At 61.4% G+C, this 18,541-nt stretch carries 14 protein-coding genes; 10 read left to right on the top strand and 4 right to left on the bottom strand.

The features are described from left to right. Positions 1 to 191 precede the first annotated feature (191 nt). The 10 genes from JF535_RS01075 to JF535_RS01120 all read left to right on the top strand — a co-directional run bounded on the left by JF535_RS01075 (position 192) and on the right by JF535_RS01120 (position 13,715). Positions 192 to 1,823, top strand: coding sequence for a TldD/PmbA family protein (locus JF535_RS01075; protein WP_206998083.1), 1,632 nt, complete (start codon positions 192 to 194; stop codon positions 1,821 to 1,823). Between the two features lie 33 nt (positions 1,824 to 1,856). Further along, complete coding sequence (locus JF535_RS01080) at positions 1,857 to 3,188, top strand: TldD/PmbA family protein (RefSeq protein WP_206998085.1); 1,332 nt, start codon at positions 1,857 to 1,859, stop codon at positions 3,186 to 3,188. A gap of 32 nt (positions 3,189 to 3,220) precedes the next feature. Further along, on the top strand, positions 3,221 to 4,852 hold the full coding sequence (locus JF535_RS01085; RefSeq protein WP_206998087.1) for a TldD/PmbA family protein: 1,632 nt from the start codon (positions 3,221 to 3,223) through the stop codon (positions 4,850 to 4,852). Positions 4,853 to 4,938: 86 nt separating this feature from the next. Next, positions 4,939 to 5,652 (top strand): DUF4159 domain-containing protein, encoded by a 714-nt coding sequence (locus tag JF535_RS01090; protein WP_206998088.1) that lies wholly within the window; start codon positions 4,939 to 4,941, stop codon positions 5,650 to 5,652. A gap of 6 nt (positions 5,653 to 5,658) precedes the next feature. Further along, a complete protein-coding gene (locus JF535_RS01095; protein WP_206998090.1) occupies positions 5,659 to 6,666 on the top strand; it encodes an AAA family ATPase in 1,008 nt (335 codons plus the stop codon). Between the two features lie 13 nt (positions 6,667 to 6,679). After that, positions 6,680 to 7,576 (top strand): DUF58 domain-containing protein, encoded by an 897-nt coding sequence (locus JF535_RS01100; RefSeq protein ID WP_206998092.1) that lies wholly within the window; start codon positions 6,680 to 6,682, stop codon positions 7,574 to 7,576. A gap of 25 nt (positions 7,577 to 7,601) precedes the next feature. Next, positions 7,602 to 8,801 carry a BatA domain-containing protein gene (locus JF535_RS01105; protein ID WP_206998094.1) on the top strand — a complete coding sequence of 400 codons (1,200 nt, stop codon included), beginning with the start codon at positions 7,602 to 7,604 and terminating at the stop codon, positions 8,799 to 8,801. Continuing rightward, complete coding sequence (locus JF535_RS01110) at positions 8,794 to 11,076, top strand: hypothetical protein (protein WP_206998096.1); 2,283 nt, start codon at positions 8,794 to 8,796, stop codon at positions 11,074 to 11,076. Before JF535_RS01105 ends, JF535_RS01110 begins: the two co-directional genes overlap by 8 nt. Further along, the gene (locus tag JF535_RS01115; protein WP_206998098.1) at positions 11,073 to 12,764 is read left to right on the top strand and encodes a hypothetical protein; all 1,692 of its coding nucleotides are present in this window, start codon (positions 11,073 to 11,075) and stop codon (positions 12,762 to 12,764) included. Before JF535_RS01110 ends, JF535_RS01115 begins: the two co-directional genes overlap by 4 nt. Before the next feature lie 96 nt (positions 12,765 to 12,860). Then, entirely contained in the window at positions 12,861 to 13,715 is an 855-nt protein-coding gene (locus JF535_RS01120) for a carbon-nitrogen hydrolase family protein (protein WP_206998100.1), read from the top strand. A gap of 57 nt (positions 13,716 to 13,772) precedes the next feature. Here the strand turns inward: JF535_RS01120 and JF535_RS01125 are convergent, their stop codons facing one another. The 4 genes from JF535_RS01125 to JF535_RS01140 all read right to left on the bottom strand — a co-directional run bounded on the left by JF535_RS01125 (position 13,773) and on the right by JF535_RS01140 (position 18,529). Next, a complete protein-coding gene (locus JF535_RS01125; RefSeq protein ID WP_206998102.1) occupies positions 13,773 to 14,780 on the bottom strand; it encodes a fumarylacetoacetate hydrolase family protein in 1,008 nt (335 codons plus the stop codon). Positions 14,781 to 14,811: 31 nt separating this feature from the next. Further along, positions 14,812 to 15,360: a VOC family protein gene (locus JF535_RS01130; RefSeq protein ID WP_066959569.1), complete on the bottom strand. Its 549-nt coding sequence runs from the start codon at positions 15,358 to 15,360 to the stop codon at positions 14,812 to 14,814. Positions 15,361 to 15,397: 37 nt separating this feature from the next. Then, positions 15,398 to 16,492, bottom strand: coding sequence for a 4-hydroxyphenylpyruvate dioxygenase (hppD, locus tag JF535_RS01135; RefSeq protein WP_206998104.1), 1,095 nt, complete (start codon positions 16,490 to 16,492; stop codon positions 15,398 to 15,400). Between the two features lie 342 nt (positions 16,493 to 16,834). After that, positions 16,835 to 18,529, bottom strand: coding sequence for a flotillin domain-containing protein (locus JF535_RS01140; protein ID WP_206998106.1), 1,695 nt, complete (start codon positions 18,527 to 18,529; stop codon positions 16,835 to 16,837). Between the last annotated feature and the right edge of the window lie 12 nt (positions 18,530 to 18,541).

An 18,541-nucleotide genomic window follows, 5' to 3' on the forward strand; every position in this document is an offset into this window, starting at 1 on the left:
CCAGCGCAACCACTCAGCCCTGCCAGCCTTCCTTTCACCGACTTGTTACTTTACAAACCCCCGCCAACGCGATTACCTATCCGGCTAAACCGCTGTGATCCAGCGGCAATAACCCGATAACAATAAGCAGGCATCCCGCCGCAGCCCCCGTATCCCGGCGGCACAGCTGGCGCGGTTATGCGGGGAGGACAATGGATAGAAGACGCTTTATCAAACTCGCCGGCGTCGGTGCGGGTGGAATTGCATTGCCCCTCTATGGCGCGCAGGTTTCCGCCGAGCAGCTGGTCAATGGCGGTATGGACGTGGGCAGGAAGAAAGCCCTGTCCGACATCGTTCTGAATGCCGCGCGCAAGGCCGGCGCCAGCTATACCGATGTGCGCATCGGCCGCTACCTCAACCAGTTCCTGCTCACCCGCGAAGCCAACGTCGAAAACATCGTCAATACCGAGTCGTTCGGTGCCGGCATCCGGGTGATTGCCCAGGGCACCTGGGGCTTCGCCGCCACCAATGATCTCACCGAGGACGGGCTGGCCCGTGCCGCGCGCCAGGCCGTGGCAGTGGCCAAGGCCAATGCCCGCTACCAGACCGAGCCGGTGCAACTGGCGCCGGTGAAAGGCGTGGGCGAGGTTTCCTGGCAGACGCCCATCAAGAAGAACGCCATCGAAGTGCCCATCCGCGAAAAGGTGGACTTCCTGATGGACGTGAACCAGAGCGCGCTGAACGCCGGGGCCAGCTTTATCAATTCCGCCCTTTACCTGGTGAACGAGCAGAAATACTTCGCCTCCAGTGATGGCTCCTACATCGACCAGGATATCCACCGCCTGTGGGCGCCGATGCAGGTCACGGTGGTGGACAAGGACAGCGGCCAGTTCAAGACCCGTGACGGGCTGAGCACGCCGGTGGGCATGGGTTACGAGTACCTCGACGGCCGCGCAGCCGACAAGATCGCCGGCCCCACCACCCTGTACAAAGATTCTTACGATATGGCGGAGGATGCGGTACTGGCGGCGGAACAGGCCAAGGTCAAGCTGTCGGCCAAATCCATCGACCCCGGCAAGTACGACCTGGTACTGGAGCCGATGCACCTGCGCCTGACCATCCACGAATCCGTGGGCCACCCGCTGGAGCTCGACCGGGTACTGGGCTACGAGGCCAACTACGCGGGCACCTCCTTCGCCACCCTCGACAAATGGCGCACCGGCAAGTTTCAGTACGGCAGCGACAGGGTCAACTTCTTCGCCGACCGCACACAGCCGGGCTCACTGGGCGCCGTGGGCTACGACGATGAAGGGGTCAAGGCGAAGCGTTGGGACCTGATCAAGGACGGCGTGCTGGTGAACTACCAGGCCACCCGCGACCAGGTGCATATGATCGACCAGAAGGAATCCCACGGCTGCTCCTACGCCGACAGCTGGTCCAGTGTGCAGTTCCAGCGCATGCCCAACGTCTCCCTGGCACCGGGTAAGGATAAGTACTCGGTGAACGACATGATCGCTGATGTCGAGAAAGGCATTTATATCGTCGGGCGCGGTTCTTATTCCATCGACCAGCAGCGCTACAACTTCCAGTTTGGCGGGCAGCTGTTTTACGAGATCAAGAACGGGGAGATTGTCGGCCAGGTAGAAGATGTTGCCTACCAGTCAAACACCCAGGAATTCTGGAATTCCTGCAGCGCGATCTGTGACAGCAGCGATTACCGCCTCGGCGGCACCTTCTTCGATGGCAAGGGCCAGCCCAGCCAGGTCAGTGCAGTTTCCCACGGGTGCGCAACCACGCGCTTCGACAACATTAACGTGATCAATACCAAACGTAAGATCGGCTAAACGGACAACAATAAATTTTTTGGAGCAAACAAGATGGCCATTTTATCCAGAAGTGAAGCCAAAAAAATTCTCGACAAGGTGCTGAAATACAGCAAGGCGGAAGGTGCCAGCGCGCAGCTTTCCGGCGCCGAGACCGGCAATATCCGCTATGCACGCAACAGCGTGTCCACCAGCGGTATCGTCAACGATATCGAGCTGGCGGTGGTAGCGCGCTTTGGCAAGAAGTCCGGCATCGCCACCATCAACGAGTTCAGCGATGCGTCGCTGGAAAAGGTCATGCGCCGCGCAGAAGAGCTGGCCAAGCTTTCTCCGGACAACCCCGAGGCCATGCCACTTCTGGGTGAACAGAAATACATGGCCGTTGACGGCTTCGCCAAGTCCACCGCCAACATCACGCCGGACCAGCGCGCCAAGGCCGCAGCGGATTCCATCAAGGCAGCGATGAAAAAAGACGTGGTTGCCGCAGGCTACCTGGAAGACGCCCGCTCCTTTGCCGCCGTGGCCAACACCAAAGGCCTGTTCGGCTACCACGCCTCCACCTCGGCCAATTTCACCGTCACCATGCGCACCGAAAACGGCCTCGGCTCCGGCTGGGCGCAGAGCGATGTGACGGACTTCGGCAACATGAATACCGCCTCCAGCTCGGAAGTGGCCATCGACAAGGCCGTCCTTTCCCAGGAAGCACGCGCACTGGAGCCGGGCAAGTACACCGTAATTCTGGAGCCCAGTGCAGTATCCGGCCTGGTGGCTTACATGATGGGCAACTTCGATGCGCGCAGCGCCGACGAAGGCCGCAGCTTTATGAGCAAGAAAGGTGGCGGCAACCGCATTGGCGAGAAGATGTTCGACAAGCGCGTGCACCTGTATTCCGACCCCGCGGACCAGAACGTGCCGGTGCAGCCCTGGTCCGACGAGGACTATATGGCGATGCAGCGAGTGGACTGGATCAAAGACGGCGTAGTGCAAAACCTGCCGTGCAGCCGCTACTGGGCAGAGAAATCCAAGGGCACTGCAATGCCCGGCCCCAACAACCTGATCATGGTGGGTGGCGACAAGTCCACCGACGAACTGATCAAGAAAACCCGCCGCGGCGTGCTGGTCACCCGCACCTGGTATATCCGCATGGTCGACCCGCAGTCCCTGTTGCTGACCGGACTGACCCGCGACGGCACCTTTTATATCGAGAACGGCAAAATCAAATACCCGATCAAGAATTTCCGGTTCAACGAGAGCCCCGTCATCATGCTCAACAACATCGAAGACATGGGGCGCCCGGAGCGCGTCAGCATGTGGGGTGGCCCGGCCATGATTCCCGCGCTGAAAGTGCGCGATTTCACCTTCAGCAGTCTGTCCGACGCCGTTTAATCACACCTGCAGAAAAATAATAGGAGCGAACAATGGATCGAAGAAAATTTCTGCAGTTGGGCGGCGCCGGTCTCGGTGTGTCCATGCTGCCACTGTCTGGCAATGTGATTGCCGAAAGCCAGCTGACCCAGAGCGGACTGGATATCGCGGTCAAAAAAGAACTCGCCGATGCCGCCCTGAATACTGCCACCAAACTGGGCGCCTCTTACGCGGATGTGCGTATCGGTCGTTACCTCAACCAGTACGTCATCACCCGTGAGATGAATGTGCAGAACGTGGTGAATACCGAGTCCATCGGCACCGGTGTGCGCGTGATCGCCAACGGTACCTGGGGCTTCGCCGCCACCAACGATTTGACCAGCGACGGTATTGCCCGCGCCACCGCGCAGGCGGTTGCCACCGCCAAGGCCAATGCCCGATACCAGCAGGAGCCGGTGCAACTGGCCCCGGTAAAAGGCCACGGCGAAGTCAGCTGGAAAACCCCGATTCAGAAAAATGCCATGACCATTCCACTGGCGGAAAAGGTCGACCTGCTGATGGAAGTCAACAAGTCGGCACTGGATGCCGGGGCCAGCTTTATCAACTCCATGCTGTTCCTGGTGAACGAGCAGAAGTACTTTGCCTCTACCGACGGTTCCTACATCGATCAGGATGTACACCGCCTGTGGTCGCCGTTCAGCGTCACTGCGGTCGACAAGAAAGATGGCGGCTTCCGCACCCGCGACGGCCTGGGTATGCCGGTGGGCCGCGGCTTCGAGTATCTCGATGGCCGCGCCGAGCACAAGGTTCAGTCGCAGACGGTACTCTACGGTGACTCCTACGACATGGTCGAGGATGCGAAACTGGCCGCACAGCAGGCCCAGGAAAAACTCACCGCCAAGTCCGTCAAGCCGGGCAAATACGATCTGGTACTGGACCCGTCACACCTGTGGCTCACTATCCACGAATCCGTGGGGCACCCGCTGGAGCTCGACCGCGTGCTGGGTTACGAGGCCAACTTTGCCGGCACTTCCTTCGCCACCCTCGACAAATGGAAAACCGGTAAATTCCAGTACGGCAGCGACAAGGTAAACCTGTTTGCCGACAAGGTGCAGCCGGGCTCGCTGGGCGCGGTCGGCTACGACGACGAAGGTGTGAAAACCGGTAGCTGGGACCTGGTGAAAGACGGGGTACTGACCAACTACCAGGCCATTCGCGATCAGGTGCATATGCTGGGACAGAAAGAATCCCAGGGTTGCTGCTACGCGGACAGCTGGTCCAGCGTGCAGTTCCAGCGCATGGCCAACGTCTCCCTGTTACCTGGGGAAGAGAAGTTGAGCGTGGACGACATGATCAAGGATGTGGAAAAAGGCATCTATATCGTGGGCGACGGTTCCTTCTCCATCGACCAGCAGCGCTACAACTTCCAGTTCGGCGGCCAGCTGTTCTATGAAATCGAGGACGGCAAGATTACCGGGATGCTGGAAGACGTCGCCTACCAGTCGAACACCCAGGAGTTCTGGAATTCCTGCTCGCAAATCTGCGACAAGAGTGACTACCGCCTCGGCGGTTCCTTCTTCGATGGCAAGGGCCAGCCGAGCCAGGTGAGCGCGGTATCCCACGGTAGCTCCACCACGCGCTTTGACGGTGTCAACGTGATCAACACCAAGCGTAAACTCGGTTAATCCCGGGTGCCGCAGTCGCCCTGCCGATTCCGGCGGGGCGACTGCCAAGACCCGCCAAGCCAACACGAAATTTCAGAGCGGTATCCGTGTCACTTACCCGCAAACAATTTCTGCAACAGCTGTTGCTGGCCGGCGGCAGTTTTGCACTGCCCGCCGCCCTGCGCGCGCAGGGTGACGCTGCGCCCCACTACGATTTCTATTTTACCCGCCTGATGTACGAATCCGGTGACTGGGATGTGGACCAGCGCATGCCTTCCAATGTACTCAACTCCCTGATTGAGTACACCACGCTCAAGGTCGACCCCAACGAACGCATCGTACCTCTGGCAGACCCGGAAATGCTGCTGGCCCCGTTCTGTTATCTGGCGGGACACAAGCTGGTGGAGTTCACCCCGGCAGAGGCGCGCAATTTTCGCGACTACGTCAATCGCGGCGGATTCGTTTTTGTGGACGACTGCAACCACGATATCGACGGGCTGTTTGCCAAATCCTTTGAGGCACAGATGGTCAAGCTGTTTGGCGAGGACTGCCTGCAGAAATTGCCCGACGACCACGAACTGTATCGCAGTTTTTTCCACTTCGACGAACTGCCGGTGACCAGCTTTGAACTGAACGGCTGGGGCGATGACCTGGTGCACGATTACCTCAAGGCCATCGTGGTCAACGGTCGCATAGCGGTGCTGTACAGCAACAAGGATTTTGGTTGCGAGTGGGATTATGACTACCGCAACAAACGCTGGCTGGCCATCGACAACACCCGCTTCGCGGTCAACATTGTTATTTATGCACTCACAAGCTGAAACACCATGCACACCATCTCACCAGACAAGATTGCGCAAATGATCGAACAACAACACGCGGCACTGGATACCCTGCGCGGCGAAATCGGCAAGGTCATCGTCGGCCAGCAGGCGGTGGTGGAACAGATGCTGGTGTGCCTGCTGGCCCGCGGCCATGCATTGCTCGAAGGCGTGCCCGGCCTGGGTAAAACCCTGTTGGTGAAAACCCTGGCGGATGCATCCAGCCTCACATTCAAGCGCGTGCAGTTCACGCCGGACCTGATGCCCGGCGATATTCTCGGCAGCGAGATCCTGGAGGAAGACCACACCACCGGTAAACGCTTTTTCAAATTCCAGCCCGGCCCGATCTTTACCAATATTCTGCTGGCGGACGAAATCAACCGCACACCGCCCAAGACCCAGGCCGCGCTACTGGAGTCCATGCAGGAATACGCCGTCACCGTTGCCGGTGACACCATGGCCCTGCCGCGACCGTATTTCGTGCTGGCCACCCAGAATCCCATCGAGCAGGCGGGCACCTATCCCCTGCCCGAGGCACAGCTGGATCGCTTCCTGCTGAATATCCATATCGACTACCCGGCGGAATCCGACGAAGTCGCCATCCTGCGCGCCACCACCGGTGCCGCCGGCGCGCAACCGCAACCCTGTCTCGATGCCGAGCAGCTGCTGGCCATGCAGGACCTGGTGCGGGAAGTGTCCGTCAGTGACGGGCTCTACCACTACGTGACACAGCTGGTGCGCGCAACCCGCCCCGATCACGGCGAGGGGAACCTGGCCCAGTGGATCAAGTGGGGCGCCGGCCCCCGCGCCGGGCAGGCGCTGATTCTCGCCGCCAAGGCGCGCGCCTTCCTGCAGCGGCGGCTGGCAGTGACCCGCGCCGATATTCAGGCGCTGCTGCTGCCTGTATTGCGCCACCGGGTTTTGCTGAGCTTCCACGCCCAGGCCGATGGCATCGGCGTGGAGCAGGTGCTGCAGGAATTGCTGCGCACCGTGCCGGAACCCGGCAGCGACTGACGAGGCCCGGCCTGTGCAATTGATTGATCCGCTCACGCTGGCCAGTACCCGCGACCTCGCCTGGCTGTCCCGACACATTGCCGAGGGCATGCTGCTGGGTATGCAGCACAGCCAGCGTCGCGGCGCCGGCGTCGAGTTCCAGCAATACCGCAGTTACGAACCCGGCGACGCCATCCGGCATATCGACTGGAAATTGTTTGCCCGCTCCGACCGCTACTTTGTGCGCGAGGCCGAGCAGGAAAGCCAGATGCACGTGTGCATCGTGCTCGACACCAGCGCGTCCATGGCCCAGCCGAGTTTTACCCACCCGGCGTTGAGCAAACTGCAGTACGCCAAGTGCTGGGTGGCCACCCTGTGCTGGCTGCTGCACAACCAGGGGGATCGCTTTTCCCTGCTGGCACTGAACGACCGCGGCAACCGCCATGTCCCCGAGGGGCAGGGCGAGGGCCATCACCGACGCGTGGCGCTGGCGCTGGACGCACTGCAGGCGGCGGGCCACTGGCCGGACCGCGAACAGCTGGCGTCAGTGTGGGCGCACTTCGAACAGCCCTGTCAGGTGGTGCTGGTGAGCGATTTCTTCGAGCGCCACGGGCCGGGAGAACTGCGTCAGTTTGCCGCGCGCCTGTCCGCCGCCGGCCGCCCCTGCCTGCCGCTGCAGATACTGGTGGAGGCGGAGCAGACCTTTCCCTTTGACGGTGAGCTGAAGATTCGCGATCCGGAAGCACCGGGCATCACCGAGCTCGGCGCCCGCCAACAGCGGGCGGCATATCTGTCTGCGTTTACCGCCGCGCAAAAAACACTGGCCGCGGATTTTGCCGCGCGGGCATGCCCGCTCACCACCACGACCGTGGAAACCCCCATCGAACACTCTCTGCGTGCCTTTATTCGCGCCCACGGGAGGGTTGGCTGAGATGGCCTGGCCCCCGGCTTTACTAATGGAGTCACCCGCCTGGCTGTGGCTCGCCAGCGCGCTCGCGATCCCGCTGCTGATCCACCTGCTGCGCCGCAGCCAGCCCCGGGAAATTACCTTTGCCGCGGTGCGCTGGCTGCAGGAAAAACCGGCGCGACGCTGGAATAAATGGATTCTGCGCGACCGGTGGTTACTGTTGCTGCGACTGCTGCTGATCCTGTTGCTGGCCCTGCTGCTGGCACAGCCGCTTTTATTGCGCGAGGCACCGCCCTCCGACAACACCCTGCTGGTGGACCCGGCAGTGCCGCCGCAGGCCCTCGCGCAGTTCCTGGCAGAGCACCCCCAGCTCACCGACCGCTTCTGGCTGCACCCCAATCCCGAGCCGCTGCACCATGCTCCGCCGCCGGCGGTGGCGCTATGGCCGGCACTGTCGCAGCTCGCCCACAACCCTCGCTTCCGCCGCGCGCATATTCTGCTGAACCAGACGGAGAATCCCGACGGGCATCGCGCCCTGCGTGTCAGCCCGCACTGGCAGTGGCACGCGGTGGAAACCAGCGGTGCCAAAGCCGACCCGACACTGCCAAAAATCGTGCAGCTGGGTGCGGAGCCCGCGTGGCTGGCACCGGCCTTGGGGCAACTGCAGGAAGGCCCGCTGCCGGGGCTGGCCCTGCAACAGCGTCCGGCCTCGGCGCTGACCGGGTTAGAGGATGCGGACTGGGTGATTTACGCCATACCCGGTGCGCTGCCGGAGCCCCTGCGCGCATTTGTGCGCGACGGCGGCATGCTGGTGACCGATGCGCGGGTCACCGCGGAAGACGCGCTCGGTTTTTCGAAAGTGGACGCGGGCAGTGACTTTATTGAGAGTGGCCTTGCTGATAGCGGCCGTTCGGACAGCGGCCTTGAGGCCGTCGCTATCGGTCGCGGCAGCTGGCTGCGCTACCGGGGCGACTGGAGCAACGAAAACTTTTTCCACAACAACGCGCTGCCGCAACAGCTGTGGGCCCACTGGTCTGCACAGGACTGGCCCTGGCTGCACCGCTCCCGTGGCCATTGGTCGGTTGGCCAACCTCCCGGCGTACCGGTAGAAGATGCCGCGGTGAGCCGCGAATTTTCGCAACCGCTGCACTACCCCCTGCTGCTGGCGTTTGTACTGCTACTGCTGCTGGAGCGCGCCGTCGCACTCTCGCGCCCCACCCTGTTGCACAAGGGAGGTGCCCGTGACTGACACAAGCGCGCACCGCGCCCCAAGCGTGCTGAAGCGGGCGATGCTCCGCTGGTACCTCACCGGCAGCTGGCCTTACGGATTGCTGGCCTGTGCAAGCGCACTACTGGTTGCGCTGGCACAGCACTATTGGTCGCAGCCGCCCTGGGCCCTGCCCGCCAGCCTCGCCGCGGTGACCCTGGCATGGGTTGGAGATCGCCACTGGCGGCCATCGCGCACGGAACTCTGCCGCAAACTGGATGCCCGCTATCCGGCACTGGAAGACAGCAGTCATTTGCTGCTGGCACCTACCACACATCTGGGCGCGGTGGCGCAACTGCAGCAACAGCGCGTAGAAACTACCCTGCACCAACTGGCGGCCGACGGTGCGCTCCGCGGTTTCGGCCCGCTACCGCTGCGCAGTCCATTGATGAGCGCCGCCGGCGCAGTACTCGGGCTACTGGTGTTCTTCGCGATGGAACAACTGTATCACCGCGAAGGCATTGCTGATCACCGCGCCGATGCCGCGCACACGGCTCCGTTGTCGCAATCCCAAACCGCGTTTATCCACAGCGCGGTCACCCAGATCCAGCCCCCGGCGTACACCGGGCTGGCGCCGCGGCAGGCCGCGCTGGAATTGACCGCCGCAGAGAACGCGCGCATCACCTGGCAAATCACCCTCAATACACCCGCTGCGGCACTGGCGATGCTCGCCGCGGAACAGACCCTGGCCCTTACCCCTGCCGACGACCTGCCGAGCCGCCACTGGCAGCTGACCCGCACCATGGCGCAATCGGATTTCTATCAGCTGGCAATTACTCCCACCGGCACCGCTACCAGCTCGGGCACCAGCAACGGGCGCACTGAACCCACGCTGCTGCCCGAGTTGTACAACATCGATATCACCGCTGACCGCGCCCCGGCATTCGCCTTCGACGCGCCCCGCGACAATGTCACCCTCATCAATGTCGCGCAGGCCAGCGGCTCCCCACTGCTGAACGTGCGTGTGACGGTGACGGATGATTTTCAGGTCGGGGAAACCCACCTGCTGCTCACCCTGGCCAGTGGCAGCGGTGAAAACGTGCGCTTCCGCAACGAGCGCATAGCGCTAGAGCCGCACAGTGGCAGCGGCACACGCAAGCACTACCGCTTTGCCATTCCCGTGGACCGCTACCAGATCGAACCCGGCGACGAGCTCTACTGGCACCTGGAAGCCCGCGACAATCGCGCACCCAGCGCCAACGTCGGCAAAAGCCAGCACTTCATCCTGCGCTGGCCGCAGGAGGAAATTTTTGGTGTGAGCGATGCGGAGGGTATGGCGATCAAGATACTGCCGGAGTATTTCCGCAGTCAGCGCCAGTTGATTATCGATACCGAGGCGCTGCTGGCCGAGCAGGACACAATCCCGCCACAGGAATTTCGCGCGCGCTCCGGGTCCCTGGCCTACGAGCAGAACCTGCTGCGCATGCGCTACGGTCGCTTTCTCGGTGAGGAGGACTCGGCCATGGAACACAGCGATAACACCCATAACACACTGGAACAGGCGCACGCTGATGATGACCACGATGCGCCACATCACGATGACCAGCAGCACGAACAAAACGATGCGCACGCACATCACGACGAGCATGCCGGGGATGGCGCAAGCACCCGCACCTTCGGCGATGCCACCGGCGTGATCGCCGCCGCCGGGCACGCCCACGACACCTCGGAACACGCCACGCTGTTCGACCCGGAAACCAAGGAGCTGCTGCGCAGTGCGCTCAATGCCATGTGGAGCGCGTGGCGCAGTCTCTCGATTACCGAGCCCCGCGCTTCCCTTCCCCACCAGCACGAAGCACTGCGCTACATCAAACAGGTACAGCAGGCCTCGCGTATTTACCTGCAGCGGGTGGGCTTTGAAGCGCCGCCGCTGGATGAGACCCGGCGTCTATCTGGTGAGCACGAGCCGGTAACGCCGCCGCAGGTGCAGCGCGATCGCCAGCAGCCCGAACGGGACCAGTTACTGGCGGTGCTGGCGCAGGTACAAGCAGGCCGGCAACTGGAGGAAGACACCGCAGAAGGGCTGCGGCAACTGCCCTCACTGCGCGACGACAGCACCCTGCAGATCACCCTGGCCAAGCACCTGCGTCGCTATCGCCAGCAGCCGGACTGCGGCGACTGCCGTCAACAACTGTCGGCATTCCTCTATGCCTTACTGCCGCCACCCACGGCCGCGCCCGCGCTGCCGCAGAACCGCGCCCCGTCGGGTAGCTACGCGGACTGGTTGCGGCAATCCGCGGAGGGTACAGCGCTATGAGTCTGTTTACCGCGCTGTGTCTCACCGGGCTGGCGATCTCCCTGTGGCTGACGCTGCGACAACGCAATGCCCCGCTGTTGCGGCGAGCCGGCGCTGCGCTGTTGCAGTCCGTCATCTGGCTGCTGGTGTGGTCGCTACTGCAGCCACCGTCTGTGCTGCCGCCCACCGAACCCTTCGCCACAGCCGACGCGCCCAAGATGGCAGCTGATGGCCTGAGCCGCGACGCTCTGCGCGACCTGCCGCCGGTGCGCCTGCAATCCCTCGCTGCCGGCCCCAGCCCCGCATGGCAGATGGCGTGGTCGCGCACAGTGACGCTGGGTGAACCACTGGTACTGAGCATTGCCCTGCAAGACGGCGAGCAGCACCCGGTCACACTCACCCTGCAGGATCCTTTCGGGCACGATGTGGACAGCGCGCCACTGAGCGCCGACCACCCGCGGGCGACGCTGCGGGCGCAGCCAAAGATGGCAGGCAACTGGCTGTACCGGTTGCGTATTGAGAGCAGCTCAGAAGACCCGGCTTCCGCAGGCAAAGTGGGCATTCACTCCGAGTCCGGGCGCAGCGAGCTGCTGCCGGTCACCGTGCGCGAGGCACAAAACCCCCGGGTGCTGCTGTGGCTGTCGCGCCCGGGATTTGAAACCGCGGCTCTGGCGCGCTGGTTGCGCCAGTCGGGCACCCCGGCGCAGGTGGTCACCCAGCTGGCCCCGGGCATGCAACGGCGCGAAACCTTCAATGGCCAGCCATTGCACGACGCAGAACTACTCGGTGCCGATAGCCCTTTTGACCTGCTAGTGCTCGACAGTCGCCTGTGGTCGCAACTGAATGCAGCGCAGCAACGCCGGCTGACCCGTCTGCACGCATCCAAGTCGCTGCTGTGGCTGGTCGACAGCGATAGCCCGGCGGAGTTTGTGGATTACGCCCGCGCGCAGAAGATGCCGCTGCGGGCAACCAAGCCCGTCACCGCCAGCTACACGGCCTTCATCACGTCCAGACCCGCTGCCAGCAGCCCTGCCCGCGACGCCAAGCCGACACCACCGCCGCTGCAGCTTGCCGCTTTCCAGCCTGCGGCAATACTCGATCGCGACATGCTGATCACCGAGGACGGAAACACACTCTACTGGGCACGGGTGGAACCACGGCAGTCCCTGGGCTTCGTGTTTTTCCGCAACAGCTATCAATGGCAGACCGCGGGGTTCGCCCAAGTATTCGCCCAGCTGTGGAAACAGCTTGTCGACCGACAACTGACCTACCAGGGCAGTGACACCCCCATCCATGTGCGCACCATCTTGCCCCGCGCGCTGCAGCGGCTCACCCTGTGCAGCGGCGGCTTCGGCGACACACCCCTGCCACTGCGCAGCACCCAAAGCACCAGCGACGCTGGCTGGGGGCGCGGCGTACCCGCCGGTGCCGACGCGCACGGCCGCTGCTACAGCTACTGGCCGCCAGCGCCGGGCTGGTATCAACTGGGCGACACGGACTTCTCCGTGTACGTGTCTGCCGCAGATACCTGGCGCGAATGGCAGGCCGGCATGACACGGCAGGAATCCGCACAGATGGCGCGCGCACGCCTTGGGCCGGAAACCGAGAGCCAGTCAGTCCGACAGCCGATTCCCCTCCCCTGGCTAGCACTGGCACTGCTTGCGCTGCTGACGCTGACCTGGTGGCGGGAGCGCAGCAGCCTCCGCTAGCTCAGCGGCCAGTACCTCTGGCTTGCGAACACAGACGGGCTGACGTTAGCCTGTGTGCCTTACCCGTCACGGAAACCACATCAGGGGCACCTCGTCATGAAAGATGTTTGCGTCGCCGCGGTACAGATGGTCAGCAGCGACTGTGTTGCCGATAACCTGGCCCGCGCCCACGCCCTGTTGAAAGAGGCAGCCGCGGCGGGTGCACAGCTGGCATTGCTGCCGGAATACTTTGCGCACCTGTCAGATCAGGGCAGCTATGCCGTAGCGGAAACCTTTCCCCAGAATGGAAACGCCAGCCCGGAATTGCACCCGATCCAGCACGCGCTGCAGTCCTGGTCCGCCGAACTCAATCTGTGGATTCTGGCCGGCGCCGTGCCCCTACTGGAAAGACCCGACGGCGCTTATGCCGAGGGCAAGCGCAGCCGCTCGGCCTGCCTGCTCTACGACGACCGCGGCGTGCTGCGCGCGCGCTACGACAAGATGCATCTGTTTGATGTGGAGGTGGAAGACGCCGCGGGCAGCTACCGGGAATCCGCCAGTATCGAGCCCGGCGACGAAATACGCGTAGCCTCGTCACCTTGGGCAGAAATCGGCCTCAGTATCTGCTTCGATCTGCGCTTTCCCGAGTTGTATCGGAAGCTGGCCTCGGCCGGTGCCGAAGTCTTTGTGGTGCCGGCGGCCTTTACCCACACCACCGGCAAGGCCCATTGGGAAACCCTGCTGCGGGCGCGCGCGATCGAAAACGGCAGTTTTGTGATTGCCGCCGGTCAGGGCGGCCAGCATTCGGAAAAGCGACGAACCTGGGGCCACTCCATGATCATCGATCCCTGGGGCACCATTCTCGCGCAGGCGGAGGAGGGAGAGGCAGTGATCACCGCCCAGTTGAGTGCCGCCACACTCGCCAAGGTAAGACAGCGCATGCCGCTTCTGTCCATGCGCAGAATCCCGTAAAAAAGACAGCCAAAAAAAAGGCCACCCGAAGGTGGCCTCTGTGGCAACAGCACGCACTCAGGCTTGCTCTACCGTCTGCTCAATACGGCCGAAAATGGAACGGCCCTGATCATCCAGCATTTCAATGGCAATGCGATCACCAAACTGCATAAACGCCGTGGTCGGTTTTCCATCCTGAATGGTTTCGATCATACGGATCTCGGCGATGCAGCTGTAACCAACACCACCCTCTTTTACCGGCTTGCCGGGGCCGCCGTCGAGTTTGTTGGATACCGTCCCCGAACCAATGATGGTGCCCGCACCCAGCGGGCGGGTTTTTGCGGCGTGGGCAATCAACTGACCGAAGTGGAAGGTCATATCGACACCCGCTTTCGGTTCGCCAAACTTTTCGCCGTTCAACTCGGAGACCAGCGGCAGGTGCAGCTTGCCGTCCTTCCAGTTGCCACCCAGCTGCGCGGGCGTGACGCACACCGGGGAAAACGCACTGGAGGGTTTGGACTGGTAAAAGCCGAAGCCTTTGGACAACTCGTTCGGAATCAGCCCGCGCAGGGACACATCGTTCACCAGCATTACCAGCTTGATGTGCTTGAGCGCATCCTCGGCAGACACACCCATGGGCACATCGTCGGTAATGACCGCGATTTCCGCTTCAAAATCGATGCCGAAGCCTTCGCTCTGCGGCATCTTGACCGGCTCGCGCGGTGCCAAGAAGGTATCGGAACCGCCCTGGTACATTAGCGGGTCGGTCCAAAAGCTTTCCGGCATCTCCGCGTTGCGCGCCTTGCGCACCAGTTCCACGTGATTGACATACGCGGAGCCGTCGGCCCAGTGGTAGGCCCGTGGCAGCGGCGAGTGACACTGGGCCTGGTCAAAGGCTTCGCCTTCGATTTCACCGCGGTTGAGTTTTTCCTGTAGCGCTTCGAGCTGCACGGATTTTTCCGCCCAGTCGTCCAGTGCGCTTTGCAGGGTAGGAGCAATTTCCGCCGCGGACGCCATGCGGGTCAGGTCATCACTGACCACCACAAGCTGACCGTCGCGGCCGGACTTCAGGCTGGCTAACTTCACTGTGCCTTCCTCTAAAAATAGTGTTTTGGGTTTACGGGTCGAGTGCTTTGAACTCTTCGTCACCGTGCATCCACGCCGCATGACGCGGTGCCTTTTTGGTGCGCGACCACTCTTCCAGCATATCCTCGGCCACGCGCTTCAGCTCTTTGTGCATACCGGGCTTGGCGGTATTAGCAGCCAGCTCGATGCGGTGACCGTTCGGATCAAAGAAGTAAATGGATTTGAAGATCGTATGATCGGTGGGGCCGAGCACATCGATACCCGCATCTTCGAGCTTCTGCTTCATCGCCAGCAGCTCGTCCATGCTCTCCACTTCCAGCGCAATATGCTGCACCCACTGCGGGGTGTTTTCATCGCGGCCCATGTCCGGCGAGTTGGGCAGCTCAAAAAATGCCAGCACATTGCCCTGCCCCGCATCGAGAAAGATGTGCATGTACGGATCTGGCGCCCCGGTTGAGGGCACCTTGTCTTCGGCGATGGCGAGCTGGAAATCCATGCCCAGAAGATCGCGGTAAAACTCCACGGTCTCCTTGGCATCGCGGCAGCGATACGCCACATGATGGATACGTTGTATTGCCATGGTTGGCCTCCCGGCTGGTTTAAAAAGGCGCGGCCGATCAGGCCGCGTCTTCCTCGCCTTTTTTGCCAATCACACCGCGCTGCAACTGATCGCGTTCGATGGATTCAAACAGGGCCTTGAAGTTGCCCTCGCCAAAACCTTCGTCTTCCTTGCGCTGGATAAACTCAAAGAATACCGGGCCCAGCATGTTGGCTGAGAAAATCTGCAGCAGCAGGCGCGGCTGGCCACCCTCGGTGGTGCCGTCGAGCAGAATACCGCGCTTCTTGAATTCTTCGGTGGGTTCGCCGTGACCCGGCAAACGCTCTTCCAGCATATCGTAGTAAGTATCCGGCGGCGGCGTCATGAACTGCATGCCGCGCTCTTTGAGACGGTCCCAACAGGCCACCAGGTCGTCACAGGCAAAGGCAATGTGCTGGATTCCTTCCCCGTTGTATTTCATCAGGTACTCTTCGATCTGACCGCCACCGCCGGCCGCTTCTTCGTTCAGCGGGATGCGGATCTTGCCGTCCGGTGCGGTCATCGCCTTGGACAGCAGGCCGGTGTACTCGCCCTTGATATCGAAGTAACGGATCTCGCGGAAATTGAACAGATCTTCGTAGTACTTGGCCCAGTAGTCCATGCGACCGCGATACACGTTGTGAGTCAGGTGGTCCAGGGTGTGGAAACCACAGCCCTGCGGATGCTGGTCGACCCCTTCCAGCCAGTGGAAGTCGATGTCGTAGATGCTTTCGCCTTCTTTGTAGCGGTCGATCAGGTACAGGGTGGCACCGCCGATGCCCTTGATGGCCGGCAGACGCAGTTCCATCGGACCAGTCTTCACTTCAACCGGCTGCGCGCCCTTCTCGATCGCCGCGTTGTACGCGAAGGTCGCGTCTTTTACGCGGAACGCCAGGCCACAGGCCGAGGGACCGTGCTCGCGCGCGTAGTAGTCCGCGTGACTGCCTTTCTCATAGTTGGTGATGAAGTTGATGTCACCCTGACGCCACAGCTCAACGTCTTTGGTGCGGTGACGCGCTACCTTGGTGAAGCCCATGGCATCAAAAACGGTCTCCAGAATGCCTTTCTCCGGGGCGGTGAATTCCACGAATTCAAAGCCGTCCAGGCCCATCGGGTTCTCAAATAAATCAGCCATGTGATCCTCCTTATATAGGATTCGTTATCGCGACCAGCAGCGCGGCTCGTGGCCGCCGGGTCGAGTGGTTTCAGGTGCAACGAATTTAGTTACGTGTGTAACCATTGTCAAGGGGCTGGATAGGCGCCGTCATGACTGATAGATCCAGTAGCGCGCGGCGGCGAAAGATTTTGTGACCAGAGTGAACCCATCGGTCCAACACAAGAGGGCGTGTGCGTATATTGCGAAATGTCGAAGACAGGACAGGGAAGCGAACTAGGCAGGCGCTGGGACAGCGCCGATTCTGGCGGGACGGGCTACTGCCGGGCACCTGGGCGCCCGGCAGTCACAAACCAAAAGGAATTAAAGCTCCGGCTCGGTCACCTTACTCAGGTCGTCAATGCCCGCCTCTTTCAACAGCGAGTCTACCAGTGGCGCCATCGCGCGGTGCTTGAGTGCACTGCCTACCAGCGCCTCCGGCAAACTCTGGCTCTGCGCCGAACCTTCTCCGTCGGCAATTCCGCCGCTAGCCCGACCACCGAGGCCATTTAGCCCTTCCACAGAAATGATCTTCATGCCGTCAATCTTTTCCAGCGGGCGCACACTCTCGCGCACAATATGCGGCAGATTTTCATGCAGGCTGAGCACACGCTTCAGCGCTATCTGCGCATCACTCAGGCTGTTCATCGCCTCATTCATCAGACGCTGACCTTCCGCGTCTACGGCATACTTTTCGCGGTCCGCCTCGACCTTGATACGTACCGCTTCCGCTTCTGCGGCGGCCTGCAGGCGCAGCGCCTCGGCCTTGTCTTCTGCCGCGGCCTTTTCTGCCTCAGCGGCGACTTTGATAGAGGTCGCCTGACGTTCAGCCTCTTTCTGCGCCTCGATGATTTCAATACGCTTTTCGCGCTCCGCTGCTTCCACGTCCTTCGCTGTCAGAACCTGCTCTTCCGCCTTCACGGCTTCCGCGCGAGCGACGTTGGCCTGCTGATCCGCGAGCGACTGCTCCTTGGACTTTTCCGCAACCGCGATAGCGCGCTCCTGCTCTGCAATTTCAACGGATTTCGTCTTCGAGATACGCTGCTCTTCCAGCACCCGCTCCCGCTCGATCTCCTGCTCTTGCAGGCGCTTTTCCTTTTCAATTTCCAACAGACGAGTCGCCTGTTCGGCGGCAATTCGGGACTGATCTACCTCGCGCTGTGCCTCAATTTCAGCCTGGCGTGCTGCTCGCTCCTGTGCAGCGGTCTCTTTGGCCATATCGGCTTTCTGTGCTGCTTCACGATTTTCCAGTTCGCGCTGCTGCTCCAGGTGTGCATAGCGCTTCTCTTTTTCAATTTCCAGGCGCTGGCGCTCAGCTTCCAGATTTTTTGTTTCTATCTGGACCCGCGTCTCCTGCTCAACATCATTCACTTCCTTACGACGGGCCTCGATGGAGCGAGTCATACTCGCCAGACCTTCCGCATCGAATACGTTATCCTGGTTGAAAAACTCCTTGCCGGTCTGATCCAGGCCGGTCAATGAAACGGACTCCAGCTCCAGGCCATTCTTCAGCAGATCTTCGGATACCACCTGCTGTACTTTCTGCACAAACTGGCTGCGCTGTTCATGCAGCTCCGCCATTTCCATTTCCGCAGCGACGGAACGCAGGGCGTCAACGAATTTGCCCTCGATCATCTCCTTCAGCGCTTCCGGGTCCAGGGTGCGCACACCGAGCGTTTGAGCGGCGTTGGCAATCGCATCGGTATCCGGCTTTACCCGCAAGTAGAATTCTGCCAGTACATCCACCCGCATACGGTCTTTGGTAATTAATGCCTGGTGCTCCTTACGCGACACAGCCAGACGAAGGGTGTTCATATTTACCGGGATAATTTCGTGCAACACCGGCAGCACCAGCGCACCACCGTTCATGATGACCTTCTGGCCACCCATACCCGTGCGGACGAAAGAACGCTCCTTGGAAGCACGGGTATACAGGCGCGCAAAAATGGTGCCGATGACAATCAGGCCTATGAGTACTGCCCCGGCCATGATCGCTATATTGGAAAGATTATGAATCACTGAGTTGCCTCC

The organism is Microbulbifer salipaludis, from assembly GCF_017303155.1.
GTDB classification, from domain to species: Bacteria; Pseudomonadota; Gammaproteobacteria; order Pseudomonadales; family Cellvibrionaceae; genus Microbulbifer; species Microbulbifer salipaludis.

Coding starts and splice junctions, on each gene's coding strand:
- JF535_RS01075 (WP_206998083.1), top strand. CDS start 192: ATGGATAGAAGACGCTTTATCAAACTCGCCGGCGTCGGTGCGGGTGGA.
- JF535_RS01080 (WP_206998085.1), top strand. CDS start 1,857: ATGGCCATTTTATCCAGAAGTGAAGCCAAAAAAATTCTCGACAAGGTG.
- JF535_RS01085 (WP_206998087.1), top strand. CDS start 3,221: ATGGATCGAAGAAAATTTCTGCAGTTGGGCGGCGCCGGTCTCGGTGTG.
- JF535_RS01095 (WP_206998090.1), top strand. CDS start 5,659: ATGCACACCATCTCACCAGACAAGATTGCGCAAATGATCGAACAACAA.
- JF535_RS01105 (WP_206998094.1), top strand. CDS start 7,602: ATGGAGTCACCCGCCTGGCTGTGGCTCGCCAGCGCGCTCGCGATCCCG.
- JF535_RS01115 (WP_206998098.1), top strand. CDS start 11,073: ATGAGTCTGTTTACCGCGCTGTGTCTCACCGGGCTGGCGATCTCCCTG.
- JF535_RS01120 (WP_206998100.1), top strand. CDS start 12,861: ATGAAAGATGTTTGCGTCGCCGCGGTACAGATGGTCAGCAGCGACTGT.
- JF535_RS01130 (WP_066959569.1), bottom strand. CDS start 15,360: ATGGCAATACAACGTATCCATCATGTGGCGTATCGCTGCCGCGATGCC.
- hppD (WP_206998104.1), bottom strand. CDS start 16,492: ATGGCTGATTTATTTGAGAACCCGATGGGCCTGGACGGCTTTGAATTC.